This is a genomic window from Paraburkholderia megapolitana (assembly GCF_007556815.1).
Lineage (GTDB): Bacteria > Pseudomonadota > Gammaproteobacteria > Burkholderiales > Burkholderiaceae > Paraburkholderia > Paraburkholderia megapolitana.
Window position 1 is genome coordinate 2,723,164 of record NZ_CP041743.1, and the last position, 21,767, is coordinate 2,744,930.

Genomic DNA, 21,767 nt, shown 5'->3' on the forward strand with positions numbered 1-21,767 from the left:
CATGCGCAACTCGTTGATGGCTCGCTTATTCCTCGTCTGCAGCCTGCAGGCCATAGGCGCTCAGGAATGCGGCAAGGCCCTTATTGTAGCCGGTGCCGATGGCCTTGAAATGCCAGTCGCCGTTTTCGCGCACGAACGAGCCCATCTGTACGGCCGTATAGGTCGCATCGTCTTCGGTCAGGCGGAACTGCGCGATCGGCGTCTTCGTATCGGCGTCGTTGATGACCGCGGTCGTGTGATTGATGTGACCGAAATTCTGCCTGCGCTTCAGGCCTTCGTAGATCTCGACGATCAGCGACACTTCGTCGACACCGGGATTCTGCGCAGCCAGGATGTCGAGGTCGAGCGTCATCGCATCGTCGCCGTCCTGCCAGTCGTCCGGACGATGCACGACGGCGCCGGTCGGATCCTGGCGGTTGTTGTAGAACACGAAGTCTTCGTCGCGGGCGGCCAGCGGCTTGCCGGTCTTGTGATTGAGCAGGAAGGCGCTGACGTTGACCTCGAACTGGTCGAGACGGCTTTGTGCCGCCGCATTGACGTCCCACTTCGTGTCCACGAGAAAGCGCCGCACGTGGGCATGATCCTTCGAGAGGTTGATGCCCTGGTTTTTTTGCAGGTTAATCACGTTCGAATTCCATATAGAAATGACTCTGGTGTCCTGCGGGAGGTGTCGAGCCTTGCACGTCCCGGGTAGGTTCTGGAGTGCCTGCGAATACCGCAGTTATCGCGGTTATCGCGGTTACATGGGCGGGTGACCCTTCAACCACTGCACGAGCTTCGGACTCACCAGCTCCGCATAGAGTTGTTCGTCCGAGATGTTCAGGTGCTCGAGATCGACGAATTCGGAATCTTCGAACTCGCGGTCCATGCGCCGCAGAAACTCGAAACGATGCTCGCCCACGCCGACCAGCGACCAGAACACGTTGAAATCCTCCGAGCGCCGGATAGCCACTTCCGCTTCGCGATGGTCCTCGTTGTCGCCATCGGTAATCAGCAGCCCCAGCACCGGAATCTTCGCGAGCGACGGGTCGACCTGCGGCTCCGCGCCTGACTGATGGTGAAAGAGCCGTCCGAGCAAGCCCGGTTTGTGCTGGCGGTGTTCCTGATGCTTCGGATCGAGGCCGAAGTAGTGATCCTGAAACGCGTGGATCACGCCCGAGTAGCGCGTCGTGCCGAACTTCGGTATTTCGTCTTCGGTCAGGATCTGGCGCTCGACGTAATCGTGGAAATTGTCGGGCGTCGCCGGCAACGGCAGTTGCGCGTACTTGTGGTCGAACACGAAGACGTCGAGCCGGTGCGTTGGATCGAACGCCATCGCGAGTCCCAGCACGTGATTGACGACCTCCTGAACGGTACCGTCGTTATAGAGCCCTCGCATCGAGCCCGAGATATCCATCATCAGACCGACGCGCAGTCTTGGCGGACTGGCGATGCCCTGCTTCTTCAGGACAATACCCGCGCGCTCGGCTTTTTTATGCAGATCGACAGCCATGTGGAAAAGTATCCTTAAGTGATCACCGCGGATTCGAAACCTGCGCGAGCAGCCGCTGTTCGATCTCAGTGCGTTTCTGACCGTCAGCGATACGCTGCTGACGCCCGGCTTCCTCGAGCTGCTTCACCTTGTCGGCGCTCGCCTCGAGGATCTTCTGGCAATCTTCGAGCGTCGTCGTGCTGATCAGCGACTTTTGCTGCAAGGTCGCCACCTGCACCGTGTTTTCGCCGAGCGTCTGGGCCGACTGACGCATGGCGGCATCGAGTGTGGAGCGCAGCATGTCGTCGGTTGCCAGCGCGTGCTTCTGTTCGATCTGGATCAGTTGTTGCGTCAGCAACGAAGTCAATGCCGGGATCACCGTCGTCTTGGCCCGCTCGAATTCGTCGAGAATCGCGCGCGCATTGTCCTGCGTCTGCTGGATTTCGAGCGCCTGTTGCTTCGCGAGCGTCATGCCGTTCTGCAAGTCGTTGACGGCGACTTCGAGCCGCTGATTGGTGTGCTGGATGGCTGTGCGCTGTTGCGCGGCGAACGGATCGGTCGTATCGAGCGGTGCCGCCAGCGCCGTGGCGATCGCCTGCAGCCAGGTCTGTCCTTGCTGGACGGCCGCCTGCAACTGCTCGTGCTGATGCAGGTTGGCCTGCTGCAGATCATTGAGCGTGTGGATGCGATCGCGTTGTTCGGCGGCCATCCGGTCCATTTGCTCGGTGAGCGTATTCATGCGCGCCTGGACCGACTGCATGTGGGCGAGCAGCTGTTCGCGCTGCCCTTTGAAGAACCCGACCGCCCTGTCCATTAGCCCATGCTTCGCCTGCTCCGGGTCGAGCCCCTTGGCCGTCGAGATCAGTTCGGTGAGCTTCGCGCCCATTTCGCCGGCATCGGCCGATTTGTGCTGCGACAGCAGGCTGCTTGTGATCGTTGCATACGTATTGCGGCTGCTCGCGCCCAGATTGGTGATGTCGTCTTCGCTCGGCAGAGATGCCGGCACGACCGCCGGGGACGAAGCGGCCACGACGGCGTCGAGCGACGCCGAAAGGTTTTCAGTCCGCTTGTCCGGCTCGGGGGATTCTGCATCGAATAACGGTGTAACCGTAACGGTCATTATTTACTCCCTGCTCAAATCGGTAGCGGCAAAAATTGCAGATTATCTAAAACCGGCGCGCGTGCGCCGCCCCGGTTTTAGTCAACCGACAATTGCCTTTGCGTTGCGCGGATAATAATTTCGAAGGGCACCCGTATCAGCACCAGACAGTCTGGTGGAGCATGTCATGAATATGAATATTGCCTTTCAGAAACGGATTGATGGACTATTTTCGTCAACTCGTCTCAGGCATATCGCAATGCTTGGTATTTTCTTTCAAATGTCTCACAGCCGCCATCGAGCGGCGATTTGAAGCGATTGAAATGCATAAGTGGAGGTTTGTCAATCCGGCGATTCTCAGTCAGTCCGTCTGAAAGACCGACGAGTAATCGCAGCAAGGACTTTCACGTGATCTTTGTATTTTCCCGGCACCCGAAAGCGATATTGGCGTGAAATTCGCTTGGGTATTGAGCACAGCGGAACACAGCAGATCGCCAACCACACCCGCGGGTTATTTTTTTCTCGAACCACCCGTTTTCCCGTCCACACCGGGTTAGAAACTGTAAGGTTGATTGGGCATAAAAGCGATAACCCACTGAGCCGAAAAGACTTTCAAATCCGGCGGCGTCCGGCTCGCTTGCCGTACCAGCGGAATGTGACAAAGAGTCGCGAACGCTGTGATATTGTCTCGCTCCATTCGGCACGACCCCCGAGTTCTCTACGTCATTAATCGCCGCGCGGAACAGACCGCCACGGCACTCCGGTTGTGACAGGTAGAGCCTGTTTAATTAGCTTGACTAAAAAATATAAGAAGCCGCTGCGCGGAGACACCCTCGCGCCAGCGCGTATTGACTTGCGCCAACGTGCTGGGCAGACACGGCACTCTCACGAAGAGGAAAGGAAGCGATGCAGGGCACCCACGATTCACAACACCCGTCACTAACGGGTTCGTCGAACATTCGCCAGATCCAGCGCCATCCGCGCGGGCTCGTTACGCATATCGGTCTTGGCGTCGCCGCGCTGACGGCAGCACTCGCGCTGACCGGATGTAACGACGACATCACGACGCCGGCCGACCAGCCGTTTGTCGACAACACGGCCTACTCGTCAAAAGCCGGCGACGGTCTCGCTGCGGCACAAGTGAACGAACATGCGGCCGTCATGCATCACCAGTGGTCGGCCAACGGCACTACCGTTAACTACACGACGACGATGGGTCACCTGACCGCGTCCGATCCGGGCGGCAATGCGGAAGCGAGCATGTCCTACGTCGCGTACACCGCCCCCAGTGCGGATGGTTCGCCGCGCCCCGTCACGTTCGTCTATAACGGCGGCCCGGGTTCGTCTTCGGTCTGGCTGCGCCTCGGTTCGTTTGCGCCGACCCGCGTCGCGACACCCGACCCGCTGCTGACCGGCTGGCCCAATTTCCCGATCGTCGACAACCAGGAAAGCCTGATCGCGACGACCGATCTCGTGTACATCGACCCGCCCGGTACCGGTCTGTCCGAAGCGATCCAGCCGAACACCAACAAGACGTTCTGGGGCACCGATCCGGACGTCAGCGTGATGCGCGATTTCATCCGCCGCTACCTGACGGCCAACAACCGCGCCAGCTCGCCGATCTATCTGTACGGCGAATCGTACGGTACGCCGCGCACGGACATGCTCGCGCTGTCGCTCGAATCCGCCGGCGTCCATCTGACCGGGATCGTGCTGCAGTCGTCGATCCTGAACTACATGGCCTCGACCGGCGACACCTCTGCCGGTTCGATCCCGTCGTACGCCGCAGTGGCTGCGTATTTCAATCAGGTCTCGCCGTCGCCGACCAATCTCGGCGCGTACACCCAGCAGATCCAGAGTTTCGTGACCGGTCAATACGCACAGATCGTGCAGTACTCGACGGCGAACCCTCAGGTGGTGATCGATGCCGCGACGCTTGCGTCGTGGTCGGGTCAGACGGGCTTGACGAATGCGGCGTTGAGCGGCTACTTCCAGTACTACTACGACACGGAAGCGTCGCCGGGGCAGACGGTGCTCGTGCCCGGCTCGACGATCGGCCGGTACGATGGACGCGTCATCCTGCCGAACAGCGATCCGCGTCTCGCGAGCGACAACGATCCGTCGGACATCCTGATCAACACGCCGTTCACGAACGCGCTCGCCACGCAGATGCCCGGCTACCTCGGTTACACAGCACCCAATGCGACGTTCTCGCTGCTGAACGACGACATCATCGGTGTGTGGAATTTCAGTCACGGCGGCCAGCCGCAACCTGACACGATCCCCGATCTGCTCGCCGCGCTGACGCTCAATCCGCAACTGAAGGTGCTGTCGGAAAACGGCTATCACGACCTCGCGACGCCGTACTTCGAAACGGAAAAGGAACTGGCACGGCTGCAGACGGTTCCGGGGCTCAATCCGAACATCCAGCTGACGTTCTATCAGGGCGGCCACATGATCTATCTGGACAACGTCGCGCGGCCGAAGATGCAGGCGGATCTCGTGTCGTACTACCAGAACAAGCCGCTCACGGCTTCGCTGTCACTGGCGCAACTGTCGGCGCCGTGGACTGACGAGCATCCCGCGAACACGGCTACCACCGTGGCTGCGATGAAAGCCACTGTCAAAGCCGCCGCCCGTTGACGACGCCTGGGCTCGCGTGCAGCTGGTCGCACGCGAGCGCGACTCCTCTTTAGATGAGAAACACCATGTCGAAGCATAAATTTTTGTCCACCAGTCTTTCGTTCCTGGCACTTGCGGCCGTTGCTGGCGGCGCGTTCGCTGTGCCGCTGCAAGCCGTGTCGACGGCGACCCCGCCCAAGGGTGGCGGCGTCGACGGCCCGTTCTTCCCGCGTGTAGCGGTCGCCACGCCCGCCTCCGAGACGACCGGCGCCGACCTCCAGCGTCAGGCGCAGATGCGCCTGTCCACGAGTCTCGCCGCGAACGGTGCGCTCGCTAACGGCGCCACGCTGACGAAAGCGCAGGCGCAGGCGAGCGGCCTTGACTACGTCGCGAAGAACTTCTCGCAGATCGATACCGCGGGAAGCGGCAAGGTCTCGCTGAAGGACGTCCAGCAGTATCTGAACCGGCAATGAGCGGGAAATAAGCCGGCAATAAGCGTTGACTTCGGACCGGCCCACCCGGTCCCGGTTACGTCGTCGATAAACCCAGAAAGTCAGCGGGAATCGACACCTTCAAGGTCACGTTCGACGACCTGAAATGTTGTGTGAAACCGTACGGCCGCCTGCTTGCAGGCGGCCTTTTTTTATGTGCATTCGTCGCCGTGTGACAAAACAAACCCGCCACCGGCAGTCATTTCACTCAGCTTTCAACAAAACGCTACAAATCGCGACAAACAACACCGGCGCGTCCGATTACGCTCCGTACCTGACCACATCCGGTGTTCTGGATATGGCGCACAGGGACCTGTTTCCAGTTGCGCAAAGCGTGGCCTGAAAATGGTCAGGACAGAAACAAATGACCGGTTCACGGTATCTCGGTGTGCATAAACAATGAAGCGATCATTTGATTCATTTTCTCGACCCATACCCGTACTGACTTACCACCATGTCTCTCCGACGGGCGGACCGCTGTCTATTTCCACGGCGTGTCTCGACTCGCAGATGAAATGGCTGGCAAGTAACGGGTACGTCACGCTCACAGCCGACGAGTTCGCCGGTTATCTGCACGGCGAGCGCATGCCGGACAAGTCGATCCTGCTGACGTTCGACGACGGGTATCTCGACAACTATCTGCACGCGCATCCCGTCCTCAACCGCTACGGGCACAACGCGCTGATGTTTCTCGTGACCGAGCGTATTCACGACGGTCCGACCCGCTCGCTCGCCGAGCGCCCCGCGCACACGACACCCTCGCATGAAGAATGCGAACGGCTCATCGAGGCCGGTCGCGCCGATGACGTAACGGTACGCTGGAGCGAAATCGAGGCGATGCGTGCGGCCGGCACATTCGAGTTCCATAGCCATACGCACAGCCATCGTCGCTGGGATCTGTCCTGCAATGACACGGGCAGCAAGCGCGCCATGATCGGCGCCGACATCGAGACCGCGAAATCGATCCTGCGCGAACGTCTGGGGATCGAATCGAAGCACCTGTGCTGGCCCGAAGGCTATTACGACACCGACTACATCGGCGCGGCCATCGACGCCGGATACGAGTACCTCTACACGACCCGCAACGTGCGCCTCAACGCGCCCGGTAGCGACCGGCATCAGATACAGCGCGTGGTGGACAACGGCAAGGGCGACGAGTGGCTGGCCCGCAAGCTCTGGCGTTATCGCCACCCGGTATGGGGACCGGCGTATTACGGCATCAAGCAACTGAAGCATGCGGTACGCGGCGCGGTGGGTACATGAAAATACTCTACACAAACTTTCACAGCGGGGATGGGGGCGGTCATACGACCTATATCCTCAATCTGGTTCGCGTGCTGAGCCGACGTCATCAGGTGGCGGTTGCTGCGCCGCGCTCGAGCCGGCTGTATCAGAGCGCGCGCAACATGCCTGGAGTCGAGGCCTTCGACTTCTCATTTCGCAACACGCTGGGCTGCATGACCGGTACCGCGCTGGCATTGCGCCGTCTGATCGAATTGAATGGCTACGATGTCGTGCACGTGAACGGTTCCGCCGATCACCGCGTCGCCGGCCTGGCAACACTCGGCATGTCCAGAAACCGCCCGCGCATCGTCTTCACGAAACACAACGATCTGCCCGCGAGCGGCCTTGGCACATGGCTCAAGGGGACGCTGGGAACCGACTCGGTCATTTGTGTTTCCGAATACACGCGACGCTTCCTGACGCCAACGGTGTACGGCCGCAAGACAATGCGGGTGGTTCATCATGGGGTCGATCTTTCGCGTTTCATCCCCGCGAGAGCCTCCGCCGTCACCCGGACCCGGCAATTCTGGTTTCCCGAGCTTTCCGACGATACGCTGATCGTAGGCAGCACCGCGGGCATGGACGACAACAAGAGCTGGATCGATATGGTCGCCGCCGTTGCGTTGCTGCCCGAAGCGCAACGCGAGCGCATCCGCATCGCGCTGGCCGGTCACCTGCCCAATGAACGGCAACGCGCGCGAGTCGCGGAACTCGGCATGACCGATCAGGTGATTTACGCGGGCCTGCTGCGTGACGTCCGCTCGCTCGTGACCGCCTTCGATGTCGGGTTTGTCCTCTCGCAACGGGAAACGCTGTCGTTCGCGTGCCGGGAGATGATGGCGATGGGCAAACCGATGATCGTCTCGGACGCCGGCGGCCTGCCGGAGAATATCAGCGCCGGTGTCGACGGATGGATCGTCCCGCCGCGCGGACACGCGCATCTGGCACAACTGCTCGCGCACCTGCTCGACAACCGCCCGGAGCTCGCGCGTGCCGGCGCGGCGGCGCGGACTAAAAGCGAGCAGCAGTTTTCGATGGAGACGTTCGCGGAGCGGACCGAAGCGGTCTACCAGGAATCTCTGCGGCGAGCGGGCGGTACCGTGGCCAGCCAGAATCGTGCACGGGCCGGCGCGCTGCGGCGTGCCATCCGTGCGGCGATTACTTCGCTTCCGCCTATCTGAATTGCTGTATCCGGGACGGCGGTGAGTTGTGCGCCGCCGCCCGGATCAGGATGTCGGCGCTTTCCTGCCACATCGATCGATAGCCCCTAACACTTGCCGAAAGTGCTAACCGGGCTCGTCACCGCGAGCGCTCTCTCGTTGAAGATCACCGGCACGCCGCTCAATCCGAGCTTCGAATTCATACGATCGAGCTTCCAGCCATCGACGCGCAGCCCCGCGCCCGAAACCGGTTTACCTTTCGCATGCGGCACATCGATGACGATCTGCGTCGATGCGCCAGGCACCAGGTTCAGATAGTTGTCGCTGAAGAAGGCGGGCAGGATGCGCTGACCGCTCGACGAATCGAACAATTGCAAATGCGTCATCAGCGCGATCGAACTGCCGATGTTCTGCACGTTCGCCGTAATACGCGTGGTGACATCGTCGAGTTCAGCCGCCGATGCGCGGATCGCAATAGCCGCAGCCTTCATCGTGTCGAGCAACGTGTAGTCCGTATCCTGCCCATTCTTCTGACACCAGTAGAGATTGTCCGCAACCGTCGCGCCGCTCGCGTCGCGCAGCGTGAGCGTGACAATGCAGACGTCGGATGTCGCGGCAGCGATCTGCGTGCCGAGGTTCGCTGCGACCTGATACGACGTCGACGCAACGCTCGCGATGTTCTGCGTGACCTTCCCGGCCAGTGTGCTGTCCAGGTTGTACACGCGCATCTCGACGCTACCCGATACCGTCTTTGCCGTATGGTTGGCAATCGTCACATCGAACGTACTTGCATCGAGAATGGCGTTGATACGACGGCAACCATGCTGGACCGCGAAAAACGACGCGTGCTGTTCGAGATCGTGGCTGTACATCTGCCAGACGAAGCTCGGTTGCGCGGGATTCGTCATCCACATGATCACGCCGGTCGCGGGCGACGTGATCTTGCCCGTCGCGGGTCCGATCATCACGGCGGCATTCGCTTCGTAGAGCGACCTGATGCACTCGTAGTTCATCATCTGCGCCTTGCGGACGAAGTCGGCGAGATTGGCGATCGCGCCGTAGCGCGCGCCGGTCATCGCGATGTAGCCCCCACCGCCCTGCTGTCCCGCCAGGTACGCCCCGTTGCCGTTGATATCGCGGTCCGCCCAGAAATCGTCGGGGCATTCCCACGATGACGGCGGCAACATCGCCTGGACGAACTCGAGCGTCGGGATCGAGTGCGAACCGACCTCGTTGTGGAAAGCCGTACTCGACGTACCGTAGCCGCGGCTGAACGCAGCCGACGGCGGCTCCCAGTTGTACGGGCCGCCCGACGAGTAGCCGTTCACCGCACCGGCGCCGGTGTCGCCCGCGGAACTCGTCAGGCACAGGCGCTTTGGATCGAGCGTCTTGACGAGCGAGTCGAGTCCGCTGACGAGCGCCGCCGGCGGCGAGCCCTCATTGCCGCCGCACCATAACAGGACCGACGGATGATTGCGGTAATGGACGATGACGTCGCGAATATTGTCGAGATCGCGCGTGACGTTGACGGGTGCCGGCCCTTCCGTCGAATAGAAGAAGTCCTGCCAGACGAGAATTCCGTACGTATCGCAGGCGTCGAAAAAATCACGACTCGTGCTCTGTCCGTTCCAGTTGCGGATCAGATTCAGATTCGCGTCGCGATGCAGTCGGACCTGATTGAACAGCCGTTCGCGCGGAATCCGTTTGAGAGCTTCATCGAGCCCCCAGTTGCCACCCATGATAAGAATGGGCAGCTTGTTGACGGTGATGCTCAGTTGCGGTCCGAAGCCGATGTTGCGCGAATACTCGATACGGCGCAGGCCGATGTTGACGCTCCGCGTATCGGACACTTGTCCCTGCAGCGCAATCGATACCGACACCGCGTACAGATTCGGCTCGCCATAGCCGTTCGGCCACCACAGCTTCGGATTGGCCAGCGACAGTTGCGGCACATCGGCCGACGTCAGCGTGATCGTGGTCGGCTGGTCGGCTGCGGGGATCGTGATCGCGTGGCTGAACGCGATGTCCGTACCGATTTTTCCGGTCACCGTGGCAGCGAGGCTCGTGCCCGAGCGATTGTCGAGCGAGAGATCGAGTTGCAGCGCGGCACTGCCCAGGTCATCCGCGAGCGTGCTGTCGACGCGCAGATCCGCGATGCGTACCGCGCCGGTCGTGAACCACGACACCGGTTGCCAGATACCGATGTCGCGGTCGGGGATTGTCGGCAGCCAGTCCCATCCGGCGGTACAGAAGAACGTCGGGCCGTTCTTCAGCGTGACGCCGGTCGGGCCGCCGTTACGGCCGCCTCGCGTGACGCCGCTCGCATAGCTCGGCTTGAGCGGCCCTTCCGAAAAGTCGAGCTTGATCGCGCTGACCGCGAGATACGCGACACCGCCTGTGGCCGCGACGAGCTTCGTCACATCGAAATAGCCGTGCTTGAACGCGCCTTCGAGCGTGCCGACAAGCGCGCCATTGAGCCATATGCTGGCCATGTAGTTGACGCCGTCGAAGCGCAGCCACAAGCGCTGGCCGGGCCGCAATGGCGGCGTCGCGAAGGTTGTCCGGTACCAGTAGTTCGTGTCCTTCAGCGTGTCCGGAATCGTATCGGTGACGATCTTGCCGTAGAACGGATCGGGGTATTTGCCGTTCGCGATCATGCTGGTCAGCGCGGTGCCGGGCACCGTCGCGGCCGACATGCCGGGCGCGCCGGCAGCGCTTGCCAGTTGCGCGCCCGTGAGGGTCGGACGTTCCGATGCGGCAATGAACGTCCACTGTCCGGCGATCTCGCCCGATGCCGCGAGGTTCGCGGGCGGCGATGCGGGTATGGCGCCGGGTCCTGGCGTGCCGGGTGTCACTGGTGCCCCTGGTGCCCCTGGCGTCACTGGCGCTGCGGGCGCAGCCGGTGTCGCACCTGCTCCCGCTTCCCCTAGCGCCCTATCCGCGCTCTGGAGACCATCTCCGCATGCGGCCAGCCAGCCGCTTCCGGCCAATGTCGTGCTGTACACAAGGAATCTACGGCGCTGTTTCGATTGCATGCTGTCTTCTCCATTTATATTTTGTTTATTTATTGTGCTAAACAGATTCAATAGAACAATGTTTAGTTGACTGCATAAACATTGATTTATAAACTCATGCCTCTTCAACGTGTTACTCAGTTTATATGGCTCGATTTATACAAGTCAAGATGTTTGAATTAATCCATGATTTTCGAATTGCAACAGATATTTGACAAAATTTTAGTAATTTTAATAAACACCGGGCTCCTGTTGTTCAACGCACCGTATGCAAGCTGCATGTACCTACATCAAAGCTTCCATAAGAATCTCACCAGCATAAGTTGAGAATTATTGAGAATTCAGCAGAATGTGCCAATGTTTAAAAAGGGTTAACCATTACAGGAATCCCATCATTAGTGATGTAATTTCTTTTCACGCCAAAAGCGTTTTTCTTTTCATGCCCTGATATCCCACAGGCCAAAGATCGCGCGAACCCTTCCACATCCCTCACCGCATTAGAGATTGCCCGTTTCCGTTTTGATTGCATGCATGCGCTTCGCAAGCTGTGCCGATACGTCAACACCATCTCAACCCCATTTTCTGGAGTGCGAACATGAGGCATCCTGGCGTTCTTTGCGCCGTCGCTCTGTTGCTGGCCACCTGCGATCCGTTCGGATCGAGCAGCGCGGCTGCGGCGTCACTACAAGAAACAACATCATTAAAAAGCATTGCTGCGGCGCTCGATGACAGCGCCGCGATCAGGGCGGCAAAAGCAGGCAGTGGCCCGGACGCCAACGCCCCGTCGTTGCTCCCGGTTCCGGTGTTCGAACACGCTCTGCCGAGCGGCAGCTTCACTCTCTCCGCGGACACCCGCATCGTCACCAACGGAAGCGCCGATCTGACGGCCGCTGTGTCCTATCTGCGCGGCATCGTCGGCAAATCGACCGGCTTCACCTTGCCGGCGGCCAATGGCCGTGACGACGTGCGCCACGAGAACTTCATCGTGCTGGACGTGGACGCGAGCCGCCAGGGCGCGCTCGGACAGGAAGGCTATACGCTCGTCTCCGGAAAACTCGGCGTGGTGATTCGCGCGGCGACCGCACACGGCGTGTACATGGGCATCCAGACGCTCCTGCAGTTGCTGCCGAACGCCGTCTATAGCACCAGCCAGCAAGTCGGCGTGTGGTCGGCGCCGGGCGTGGTGATCGCCGACTGGCCGCGGTACGCCTATCGCGGCGCGATGCTCGATGTCTCGCGACGCTTCTTCACCGTCGCTCAGGTCAAGCACTACATCGACGAAATCACGCTGCTGAAGATCAACACGCTGCACCTGCACCTCGCGGACGATCAGGGCTGGCGTATCGCGATCTCGGCCCTCCCGTCCCTGACGGCGATCGGTGCGAGCACGCAAAGCGGCAGCACGCTGAGCAGCTTCCCGACGGTGCCCGCGCGTCCCTGGTACTACACCGCTGACGACTACCGCGGCATCGTGCGCTACGCCGCCGATCGCTCGATTACCGTTGTGCCGGAAATCGACGGACCGAGCCACGTCAGCGCGGCCCAGGCTTCGCTTGCCAACCTGAACTGCAGTAACACGGCGCTGCAGCCCTACTCCGGTTTCGACGGTCCTGGGCTGAGCCTGTTGTGCCTGACGGATCCGGCCCATCTGGCCAACATGCGCAGTTATCTGGGCACGGTACTGAGCAGCCTGGCCGGCATGACGGCGGGACCTTACGTGCATGTGGGCGGCGACGAAACCCCGACGGGTATCACGCCAGCGGAGTACGGCGACTATGTCAGCGCCGCAACCGGCACGGTCACCGCGGCCGGGAAAACGCCGATCGGCTGGCATCAGATCGGCTCCGCGAAGATTCCCGCCGGCACGCTGCTCGAATACTGGGGCGACGATACGGACCGCGCAACGATCGGTACCGCGACACAATCTACGGATGTTCAGGACGCCGTATCGGGAATCGCGCAAGGGGCGAAGTTCATTTTCTCGCCGGCCGACCATGCGTACCTCGACATGAAGTACAGCCAGCTCACGCCATGGGGTCTGCTGTGGGAGGGCTACACGAGCGTGCAGAAATCCTACTCATGGGATCCGACTACCGAGCTCTCGTCGACCGATGGTTCGATCAACCTCTTGCCGGCCCGGCAGATAGCCGGCCTCGAGGCGCCGCTGTGGAGCGACCGGACCTACGTCGGCTCGACTGCCCTGCCCGATAACAACACGGTATGGGCGACGCAGCAGGTCTATGCCGATTACATGGCGTTCCCGCGCATGGCGTCGATGGCGGAGATCGGCTGGTCGAAACTGTCCTCGCACGACTGGACGGCCTTCCAGCAACGACTGATCACGCAAGGTCAGCGCTGGGACGCGTTCGGTGTCGCGTTCTACAGGTCGCCGGAGATTGCGTGGAAATGAGCTAACGCACCTGTGAATTGATCGAAGCGCCGTTCCTGCATAACGCATAGGAACGGCGCTTCGCACTGGCGATCCTGATCAAGCCGAAACGCCGCCCCCCGCGCTGCACGACCCGCCCCACCTCCCCGCACTCCTCTGCGTAATCTTCCCGCAACCTTCGACGCGTAACATGCGCCGACAAGCGAACTCATCGCGGCGCGGTCTTCCGCAACCCTGACTCAGGACTTCACTACACGACACATGCCCTCTTCTGTCCGTGCCACCCCAAACCAGCCCACCGCTTTCTTGCGAAATCCTGGTTTCTTTACAGAGCGTTGCGGCAGGCTGCTTTCGTAACGGCTTGCAACCTCTAGAAGCAGGCGGGTATAAACACGCGACGTGCGATTCGCTAGACTCTCTCGTCAAGCGCTTGCTGAGTTAGCTATCTTGCATGGCAATTAAACACCCGGCACCGGGTCCTTTCGCAGCGGCTGCTCTCATTTGTCTGCGGCAATCACTCTTTACCGAGGTTATATGAGCGAGGTCGGGTCCAACCAACCAGGACAGCGTCGGCACTACGGGCGCATCGTGCTCGTACTGGTACTGCTGATCGTGATCGCGCTGGTGCTCGTTCACGTGTTGCGCGGGAAGAAGCCCAAGGTCGCCACACCGGCGCAGGTCGTCACCGTGGCCCCGGCGACCCTTGGAGACATGCCCGAAGTACTGAGCGAACTGGGCACCGTCACGCCGGTCGCAACCGTCACCGTGCTGCCGCAGTTAAGCGGCTACCTCACACAGGTCGCCTACCACGAAGGCGAGGATGTGGCGAAAGGCCAGTTCCTCGTGCAGATCGACCCGCGCCAGTACGAGATCGACAAGCAGCAGGCCGAGGCGCAACTGGCGAAGGACCTCGCGAGCCTCGCCCAGGCGCGCTCCGACCTCGCGCGCTATACGCAGTTGAACCAGCAGAAATCGATCGCCGAACAAACCTATGTGGACCAGCAGTTCACGGTCCAGCAGGACGAAGCCGCGGTCAAGGCGGATCGGGCCAATATCGCGCAGTACGAACTCGATCTGGTCTATTGCCACATCACCGCGCCGGTTGCCGGCCGCGTGGGCCTGCGTCTCGTCGATCCCGGCAATTACGTGACCGCGTCGAGCACGACCGGCGTCGTAGTCATCACCACGATGAAGCCGACCACCGTCGAATTCACCGTGCCGCAGAACTCGCTCGCCTCCGTGCTGACGCGTTTCAATTCCGGCGCAAAGCTGCCGGTGACCGCGTACACGAGCGACACCAACAAGGAAATCGCAACCGGTACGCTGTATGCCATCAGCAACCAGATGGCGACGAGCACCGGCACCGTCACCTTACGTGCGACTTACGATAACGATAACGAAGCGCTCTTCCCCAACGAGTTCGTCAACGTCAAGCTGCAGGTCGACACGCTGCAGAACGCCGTGCTCGTGCCGACGCCCGCCGTGCAGAGCGGCGCGCCCGGCAACTACGTGTTTCTCGTCAATGCCGACAACACGGTCTCCGTGCACAAGGTCACGCTCGGCCCCAACGACGGCAAGAACACCGTCATCCTGACCGGACTCACCGCCGGCAACCGCGTCGTAACCGACGGCATGGACCGCCTGAGCGACGGCGCGAAGATCAGGGTGGCCGGTGCCAAACCCGCCGCGCCGGCAAGCGACGCCGCAGGCGCATCCGCCGCTCGTGCGCAACACGCCGCGCATCGCCAGGCAGGCGCCGATGCATCGCAAGCCTCGTAACCACGGACCCGCGCGCCGATGAATATTTCCCGCGTGTTCGTGCTGAGGCCGGTAGCGACCTTGCTGCTGGTGATCGCCCTCGTGATGGTGGGTCTGGTCGCCGTGCGCTTTCTACCGGTCTCCGCGCTGCCCGACGTCGACTACCCGACGATCCAGGTACAGACCTTCTATCCCGGCGCGAGCCCCGACGTGATGGCAACGACGGTCACCGCGCCGCTCGAGGTGCAGCTCGGCGAAATTCCCGGCCTGCAGCAGATGACCTCGTTCAGCTCGGATGGATCGTCGGTGATCACGTTGCAGTTCGATCTCGCGCTGAACCTCGACATTGCGGAACAGGACGTCCAGCAGGCCATCAACGCGGCGAACAGCTACCTGCCGAGCGGCCTGCCCGCACCGCCCACTTACGCCAAGGTGAACCCGGCCGACCAGCCGATCCTGACGCTCGCCGTCACGTCCACGTCGATGTCGCTGACGCAGTTGCAGGACGCCGCCAACAACCGCCTCGCGATGAAGATCTCCGAGGTGAGCGGCGTCGGTGTCGTCACCACCTCGGGCGGCAACGTGCCGGCTATCCGGGTCGAGGCCGACCCGCAAAAACTGGCCGCCTACGGCCTGAGTCTCGACGATCTGCGCACGCTGCTCGGCAACGTCAATGTGAGCCAGCCGAAGGGTAACTTCGACGGCCCGGAACTCGACTACACGATCAACGCCAACGATCAGATCGCCGATCCGCAACAGTACCTGGACACGGTCATCGCCTATCAAAACGGCGCGCCCGTGTTCATGCGCGATGTCGCCCGCGTCAGCACGGCCGCGCAGGACACGGCCCAGGGTGCGTGGTTCAACCACTCGCCAGCGATCATTCTCAACGTGCAGCGTCAGCCGGGGGCGAACGTGATCGCCACCGTCGACCAGATCACGAAGCAGTTGTCCACGCTCGAAGCGTCGTTGCCCGCAGGCGTAAAAGTCACGGTCGTCGCCGACAGTACGAAGGCGATCCGCTCATCGGTCTCCGACGCCGCGTTCGAACTCGCGCTCGCAATCGGGCTCGTGGTGATGGTGATCTTCGTGTTCCTGCGCAATGTGCCGGCAACATTGATCCCGAGCATTTCCGTACCGGTCTCGCTGATCGCCACGCTGGCGATGATGTACGAGCTGCACTACTCGATCGACAACCTGTCGCTGATGGCGCTGATCATCGCGACCGGCTTCGTGGTCGACGATTCGATCGTGATGATCGAGAACATCGTGCGCTATCTCGAGGAAGGCAAGACGCCGCTCGAGGCCGCGCTCGAAGGTGCCGGGCAGATCGGCTTCACGATCCTGTCGCTGACCGTGTCGCTGATCGCCGTGCTGATCCCGCTGCTGTTCATGGGCGGCGTGATCGGGCGACTGTTCAGCGAATTCGCGGTCACGCTCGCGGTCACGATCGTCATCTCGGCGGTGATTTCGCTGACACTCGTCCCGATGCTCTGCGCGCGCATTCTGCGGGCCCAGGCGCAACGGCATCCGAGCCGCTTCGAGCGCGTCAGCGAGAACCTGTTCAACAAGACGCTGAACGCCTACGAGAGCGGTTTGCGCTGGGTGCTGGATCACCAGAAGCTGACGCTGACCGTGGCCGTGCTCACCCTCGCGCTCACCGGAATCCTGTACGTCGTGATTCCGAAGGGGCTGTTCCCGGTCCAGGACGTCGGCGTGATCGAGGGTCTTAGCGTCGCCGACAACACGGTGTCCTACCAGGCAATGGCGAAGCGGCAGTCCGCGCTCGCCGAAGCGATCCTGAAAGACCCGGACGTGACCTCGGTGACGTCGTACGTGGGGATCGACGGCACGAATACGACGCTGAACAACGGTCGCTTCCTGATCAACCTGAAGCAGAAGGACGACCGCTCGTTGAGCGCGGTAGAGATCGCGCGGCGGCTGCAGCAGGAAGTCGCCGACGTCCCTGGTATCAAGCTGTTCCTGCAGCCCGAGCAGGACCTGACGCTCGACACCACGGTGTCGCCGAACCAGTACAAGTTCGTGCTGCGCGGACCGAGCCAGCAGGCGTTCCAGAAGTACGTCCCCGAGCTGATCGCGCGGATGCAGAAGATTGCCTCGATCACCGACGTGACGAGCGATATGAACAACGACGGCCTAAGCATCAACGTCGAGGTCAACCGGCAACTGGCCGCGCGCTACGGCATCACGCCCGCCACGATCGACAACGCACTCTATGACGCGCTCGGCCAGCGCATTGTGTCGACGATCTTCCAGCAGTCGGATCAGTACCGCGTGATCCTGGTCGCAAAGCCTGAATCCCTGCCGACCGTGCAGTCGCTCGGCAACCTGTATCTACCGAGCCAGACGAGCAGTAGCGGCCAGGTGCCGCTCAACGGCATCGCGACGATCAAGGTCGTCAAGTCGCCGCTCGTGATCAGCCATCTGGCGCAGTTCCCTGCCGTCACGGTGTCGTTCAACCTCGCGCCGGGCTCGTCGCTGAGCACGGCCGTGGACGAGATCAAGCGCGCCCAGCAGGCCGTGAACCTGCCGCCGTCGATCACCTCCACGTTCCAGGGCGCCGCGCAGGCGTTCGAGGATTCGCTGTCGAGCGAGGTCTACCTGCTGGTCGCCGCGCTGGTGGCCGTATATATCGTGCTCGGCGTGCTGTACGAAAGCTTCGTCCATCCTGTGACGATCCTCTCGACGCTGCCGTCGGCCGGTATCGGCGCGTTGCTCGCGCTGATGATCGCGGGCAGCGACCTCGACGTGATCGGCATCATCGGTATCGTGCTGCTGATCGGTATCGTCAAGAAGAACGCGATCATGATCGTGGACTTCGCGCTCGACGCCGAGCGCAACCACGGCAAGTCGCCGCGCGACGCGATTTTCGAAGCCTCGCTGCTGCGCTTCCGGCCGATCCTGATGACCACGCTCGCCGCGATGCTCGGCGCGCTGCCGCTGCTGCTCGGCACCGGCACGGGTTCCGAGCTGCGCCGGCCGCTCGGTCTGGCGATTATCGGCGGGCTGACGCTGAGCCAGTTGCTGACGCTGTTCACGACGCCGGTCATCTATCTGTTCTTCGATCGCCTCGCCGAGCGCGTGCGCCGCAGGCGCAATTCGCAGCCCGGTATCGCTGAGGGCGCGCAGTGAACATCACGGCGCTCTTTATCGGCAGACCGGTCGCCACGACCTTGCTGGCGATCGCGATTGCGCTGTCCGGCTTGCTGGCCTACTTCCGGCTGCCGGTCGCGCCGCTGCCGAACATCGCGTTTCCGGTCATCGTCGTGCAGGCGAGCATGGCCGGCGCGAGTCCCGACATCATGGCCTCGACCGTCGCGGAGCCGCTCGAACGCCGGCTTGGGACGATCGCCGACGTGGCCGAGCTGACCTCGACGAGTTCGGTCGGCTCGTCGCTGATCGTGGTGATGTTCGGTTTGAACCGCGACATCAACGGCGCCGCGCGCGACGTCGAAGCCGCGATCCAGGCCGCCCGCGCCGACCTGCCGAGTACGCTGCGCAGCAACCCGATCTACCGCGAATACAATCCGGCCGATTCGCCGATCATGGTGCTCGCGCTGACCTCGAAGACGCTGACGCTCGCGCAGCTCTACGACTCGACCGATTCGGTCATCCAGCAGCAGTTGTCGCAGGTTACCGGCGTGGGCCAGATTACGCTTGGCGGCGGCGCGCTGCCGTCGGTGCGCGTCGAACTGGACCCGGGCAAGCTCAACAGTTACGGCGTCGGCCTCGAAGACGTGCGGGCCGCCATCAGTGCCGCCAACGCCAACAGCGCGAAAGGTCATCTCGATCTAAATGGCCAGCGCTACCAGGTCACTTCCAACGATCAGGCCACCAAGGCGAAGGATTACCTCGACCTTGTCATCGCCTATCGCAACGGCGCGCCGCTGATGCTGCGCGACGTCGCGCAGGTCATCGATTCGAACGAAAACATCCGCAACGCGGGGCTCTTTAACGGCAAGTCCGCCGTGCTGGCGATCATCTATCCGACGCCCGGCAGCAACGTGGTCAACACGGTCAAGCAGATCAACAACGTGTTGCCGTCCATCGAAGCCACGTTGCCGAAAGACGTGCACGTCGAAGTCGCGATCGATGCGTCGCAATCGGTCGATGCCTCGGTGCAGGACACGTTGCGCACGCTGTTCATCGCCGTGCTGCTCGTGATCGGCGTCGTGTTCGTGTTCCTGCGCTCGCCGCGCGCGGTGCTCGTGCCGGCTGTCGCGTTACCACTGTCGATCATCGGGACGTTCGGGCCGATGTACCTGCTCGGCTACAGCATCGACAACCTCTCGCTGATGGCGTTGACGATCAGTACGGGCTTCGTGGTCGACGATGCCGTCGTCGTGCTGGAAAATGCGACGCGCTACCTCGAAGCCGGCCTCAGTCCGCGCGAAGCCGCCTTGCGCGGCAGCCAGGAGGTGAGCTTCACCGTGGTCTCGATGAGCCTGTCGCTGATCGCGGTGTTCCTGCCGATCCTGCTGATGCCCGGCATCCTCGGCCTGCTGTTCCACGAATTTTCGGTGACGCTTTCTATTGCAATCATGATCTCGCTGGTGGTCTCGCTGACCGTCACGCCGACCATGTGTGCGTACGTGCTGACCCGCAAAAACGCGGGACATTCCAGCGCGCGCTGGGGGCTCTGGGTGGAAAACCAGTTCGAGCGCTTCAAGGCGGCCTATTCGCGCTCGCTCGACGCCGTACTCGATCATGCGCTGATCTGCATCCTGACGCTGATCGGTCTGCTCGTGCTCAACATCTTCCTGCTGCGCTTCGTGCCGGGTACGTTCTTTCCGGAGCAGGACAACGGCATCCTGATTGGCCAGATCATCGCGGACCAGAGCATTTCGTTCACCGCAATGGAGAAGAAACTCGCGCAGTTGCAGGCGATCGTGCAAACCGATCCGGCTGTCGCGTCGGTGGCCGGCTTTACCGGCGGCCGCGCGCTCAATACCGCGCAGGTCTTCATCGAGTTGAAACCGCTCGCCCAACGCCACGCGTCCGCCACCGAGGTCGTCAACCGCCTGCGTCCGCGGTTGAGCCAGGTATCCGGCGCGCAGCTGTTCCTGCAGGCTGCGCAGGATCTGCGCATCGGCGGCCGGCAGTCGGCCGCCGAGTATCAGTACACGCTGACCAGCGACGATTCCGCGGCGTTGTTCAAATGGACGCCGTTGCTCGTCGACGAACTCAACAAACACCGTGCGCAGATTCAGGATGTGAACTCGGACTTGCAGCAACACGGCTTGCAGACCCTGATCAACATCAATCGCGCGACTGCGATGCGCTACAGTTTTCAGCCCAACCAGATCGACAACGTGCTGTACGACGCATTTGGCCAGCGCACCGTGTCGACGATCTATAACGCGGTCAACCAGTACTTCGTCGTGATGGAAGTCGCGCCGAAATACTGGCAATACCCGCAGACGCTCAACCAGATCTTCATGAGCACGGCCGCGGGCAATGCCAACGGCACGCAGCAGACGCAGATGCCCGGCGGCACGGTGAGCGCTGTCAATACCGCGCAGAGCACGGCCGCCGGCACCAACTCGCTGAACTCGAACGCCGAAGCGAACCAGACCACCAATAGCATCGCCAACAGCAAGGGCGGCAGCTCGAGCGGCAGCGCGGACAGCACCTCCGCCGAAACCATGGTGCCGTTGCCGGCGTTCATGACTTACAGCAACAGTCAAACGGCGACCCAGGTGAGCCATCAAAGCGGCCTCGTCGCCGCGACCGTGTCGTTCAATCTGCCGCTCGGCGGCTCGCTCAGTACGGCCTCGGCGATACTCGACCAGGCCTCCCGCGACATTGGCATGCCCGCCTCGATTCACGGCTCGTTTGCCGGCGCGGCGCAAGCGTATTCGCAATCGGCCGGGACCATTCCGCTGCTGATCCTCGCCGCGCTCTTCGTGGTCTACCTCGTGCTCGGTATCCTCTACGAAAGCGCGATCCACCCGATCACGATCCTCTCGACCCTGCCGTCGGCCCTGATCGGTGCGACGCTCGCCATGCTCGTGTTCGGCACGTCGTTCTCGGCGATCGCCTTTATCGGCATCATGCTGCTGATCGGCATCGTCAAGAAAAACGGCATCATGATGGTCGACGTCGCGATCCACCTGCAACGCACCGAAGGGCAGAATGCGCGGGAGGCCATGCATAACGCGGCCGTCGTGCGGCTGCGTCCGATCATGATGACGACCTTCGCCGCCGTGCTCGGCGCCGTGCCGCTCACGATCGGCATCGGCCAGGGCGCGTCGCTGCGCCAGCCGCTCGGTATTACGGTGATGGGCGGTCTGATCGTCAGCCAGGCCTTTACGCTGTACACGACGCCTGTGATCTATCTGTACCTCGACCGTTTGCGTGCGAGGCTTGCACGGTGGTCTGCACGCATGCCGTGGAGCAGACAGCAGGAAAACCCGCATACGCCCGATACCCCGGCTACACCGGAAACCAAGGCATGA

Annotated in this window: 12 protein-coding genes; 8 read left to right on the forward strand and 4 right to left on the reverse strand. The window is 61.7% G+C overall.

Going from position 1 to position 21,767, the window contains the following annotated elements; translation table 11 throughout:
* Positions 1 to 25: 25 nt before the first annotated feature.
* The 3 genes from FNZ07_RS11605 to FNZ07_RS11615 all read right to left on the reverse strand — a co-directional run bounded on the left by FNZ07_RS11605 (position 26) and on the right by FNZ07_RS11615 (position 2,591).
* Positions 26 to 625: a TerD family protein gene (locus tag FNZ07_RS11605; RefSeq protein WP_170275720.1), complete on the reverse strand. Its 600-nt coding sequence runs from the start codon at positions 623 to 625 to the stop codon at positions 26 to 28.
* A 114-nt stretch (positions 626 to 739) separates the two neighbouring features.
* Complete coding sequence (locus FNZ07_RS11610) at positions 740 to 1,492, reverse strand: VWA domain-containing protein (protein ID WP_091006457.1); 753 nt, start codon at positions 1,490 to 1,492, stop codon at positions 740 to 742.
* A 22-nt stretch (positions 1,493 to 1,514) separates the two neighbouring features.
* Positions 1,515 to 2,591, reverse strand: a complete 1,077-nt coding sequence (locus tag FNZ07_RS11615; protein WP_091006458.1) for a toxic anion resistance protein — start codon at positions 2,589 to 2,591, stop codon at positions 1,515 to 1,517.
* Between the two features lie 885 nt (positions 2,592 to 3,476).
* On the opposite strand from FNZ07_RS11615, the gene FNZ07_RS11620 reads away from it, so the two are divergent.
* The 4 genes from FNZ07_RS11620 to FNZ07_RS11635 all read left to right on the forward strand — a co-directional run bounded on the left by FNZ07_RS11620 (position 3,477) and on the right by FNZ07_RS11635 (position 8,148).
* Positions 3,477 to 5,213: a S10 family serine carboxypeptidase-like protein gene (locus FNZ07_RS11620; protein WP_143097997.1), complete on the forward strand. Its 1,737-nt coding sequence runs from the start codon at positions 3,477 to 3,479 to the stop codon at positions 5,211 to 5,213.
* A gap of 65 nt (positions 5,214 to 5,278) precedes the next feature.
* A complete protein-coding gene (locus FNZ07_RS11625) occupies positions 5,279 to 5,665 on the forward strand; it encodes a hypothetical protein (protein ID WP_091006460.1) in 387 nt (128 codons plus the stop codon).
* A gap of 528 nt (positions 5,666 to 6,193) precedes the next feature.
* On the forward strand, positions 6,194 to 6,946 hold the full coding sequence (locus tag FNZ07_RS11630; RefSeq protein WP_245811287.1) for a polysaccharide deacetylase family protein: 753 nt from the start codon (positions 6,194 to 6,196) through the stop codon (positions 6,944 to 6,946).
* The gene (locus FNZ07_RS11635) at positions 6,943 to 8,148 is read left to right on the forward strand and encodes a glycosyltransferase (RefSeq protein WP_091006463.1); all 1,206 of its coding nucleotides are present in this window, start codon (positions 6,943 to 6,945) and stop codon (positions 8,146 to 8,148) included. Before FNZ07_RS11630 ends, FNZ07_RS11635 begins: the two co-directional genes overlap by 4 nt.
* Before the next feature lie 86 nt (positions 8,149 to 8,234).
* On the opposite strand, the gene FNZ07_RS11640 is transcribed toward FNZ07_RS11635, so the two are convergent.
* Positions 8,235 to 11,162 (reverse strand): glycoside hydrolase family 2 protein, encoded by a 2,928-nt coding sequence (locus FNZ07_RS11640; RefSeq protein ID WP_091006464.1) that lies wholly within the window; start codon positions 11,160 to 11,162, stop codon positions 8,235 to 8,237.
* Positions 11,163 to 11,736: 574 nt separating this feature from the next.
* Here FNZ07_RS11640 and FNZ07_RS11645 point away from each other — a divergent pair.
* The 4 genes from FNZ07_RS11645 to FNZ07_RS11660 all read left to right on the forward strand — a co-directional run bounded on the left by FNZ07_RS11645 (position 11,737) and on the right by FNZ07_RS11660 (position 21,767).
* On the forward strand, positions 11,737 to 13,551 hold the full coding sequence (locus FNZ07_RS11645; RefSeq protein ID WP_091006466.1) for a beta-N-acetylhexosaminidase: 1,815 nt from the start codon (positions 11,737 to 11,739) through the stop codon (positions 13,549 to 13,551).
* Positions 13,552 to 14,064: 513 nt separating this feature from the next.
* Complete coding sequence (locus FNZ07_RS11650; RefSeq protein ID WP_091006467.1) at positions 14,065 to 15,309, forward strand: efflux RND transporter periplasmic adaptor subunit; 1,245 nt, start codon at positions 14,065 to 14,067, stop codon at positions 15,307 to 15,309.
* Between the two features lie 18 nt (positions 15,310 to 15,327).
* Positions 15,328 to 18,441, forward strand: a complete 3,114-nt coding sequence (locus tag FNZ07_RS11655; protein WP_091006469.1) for an efflux RND transporter permease subunit — start codon at positions 15,328 to 15,330, stop codon at positions 18,439 to 18,441.
* The gene (locus FNZ07_RS11660) at positions 18,438 to 21,767 is read left to right on the forward strand and encodes an efflux RND transporter permease subunit (RefSeq protein ID WP_091006471.1); all 3,330 of its coding nucleotides are present in this window, start codon (positions 18,438 to 18,440) and stop codon (positions 21,765 to 21,767) included. Before FNZ07_RS11655 ends, FNZ07_RS11660 begins: the two co-directional genes overlap by 4 nt.

Coding starts and splice junctions, on each gene's coding strand:
- FNZ07_RS11640 (WP_091006464.1), bottom strand. CDS start 11,162: ATGCAATCGAAACAGCGCCGTAGATTCCTTGTGTACAGCACGACATTG.
- FNZ07_RS11645 (WP_091006466.1), top strand. CDS start 11,737: ATGAGGCATCCTGGCGTTCTTTGCGCCGTCGCTCTGTTGCTGGCCACC.
- FNZ07_RS11650 (WP_091006467.1), top strand. CDS start 14,065: ATGAGCGAGGTCGGGTCCAACCAACCAGGACAGCGTCGGCACTACGGG.
- FNZ07_RS11615 (WP_091006458.1), bottom strand. CDS start 2,591: ATGACCGTTACGGTTACACCGTTATTCGATGCAGAATCCCCCGAGCCG.
- FNZ07_RS11620 (WP_143097997.1), top strand. CDS start 3,477: ATGCAGGGCACCCACGATTCACAACACCCGTCACTAACGGGTTCGTCG.
- FNZ07_RS11630 (WP_245811287.1), top strand. CDS start 6,194: ATGAAATGGCTGGCAAGTAACGGGTACGTCACGCTCACAGCCGACGAG.
- FNZ07_RS11655 (WP_091006469.1), top strand. CDS start 15,328: ATGAATATTTCCCGCGTGTTCGTGCTGAGGCCGGTAGCGACCTTGCTG.
- FNZ07_RS11610 (WP_091006457.1), bottom strand. CDS start 1,492: ATGGCTGTCGATCTGCATAAAAAAGCCGAGCGCGCGGGTATTGTCCTG.
- FNZ07_RS11625 (WP_091006460.1), top strand. CDS start 5,279: ATGTCGAAGCATAAATTTTTGTCCACCAGTCTTTCGTTCCTGGCACTT.
- FNZ07_RS11635 (WP_091006463.1), top strand. CDS start 6,943: ATGAAAATACTCTACACAAACTTTCACAGCGGGGATGGGGGCGGTCAT.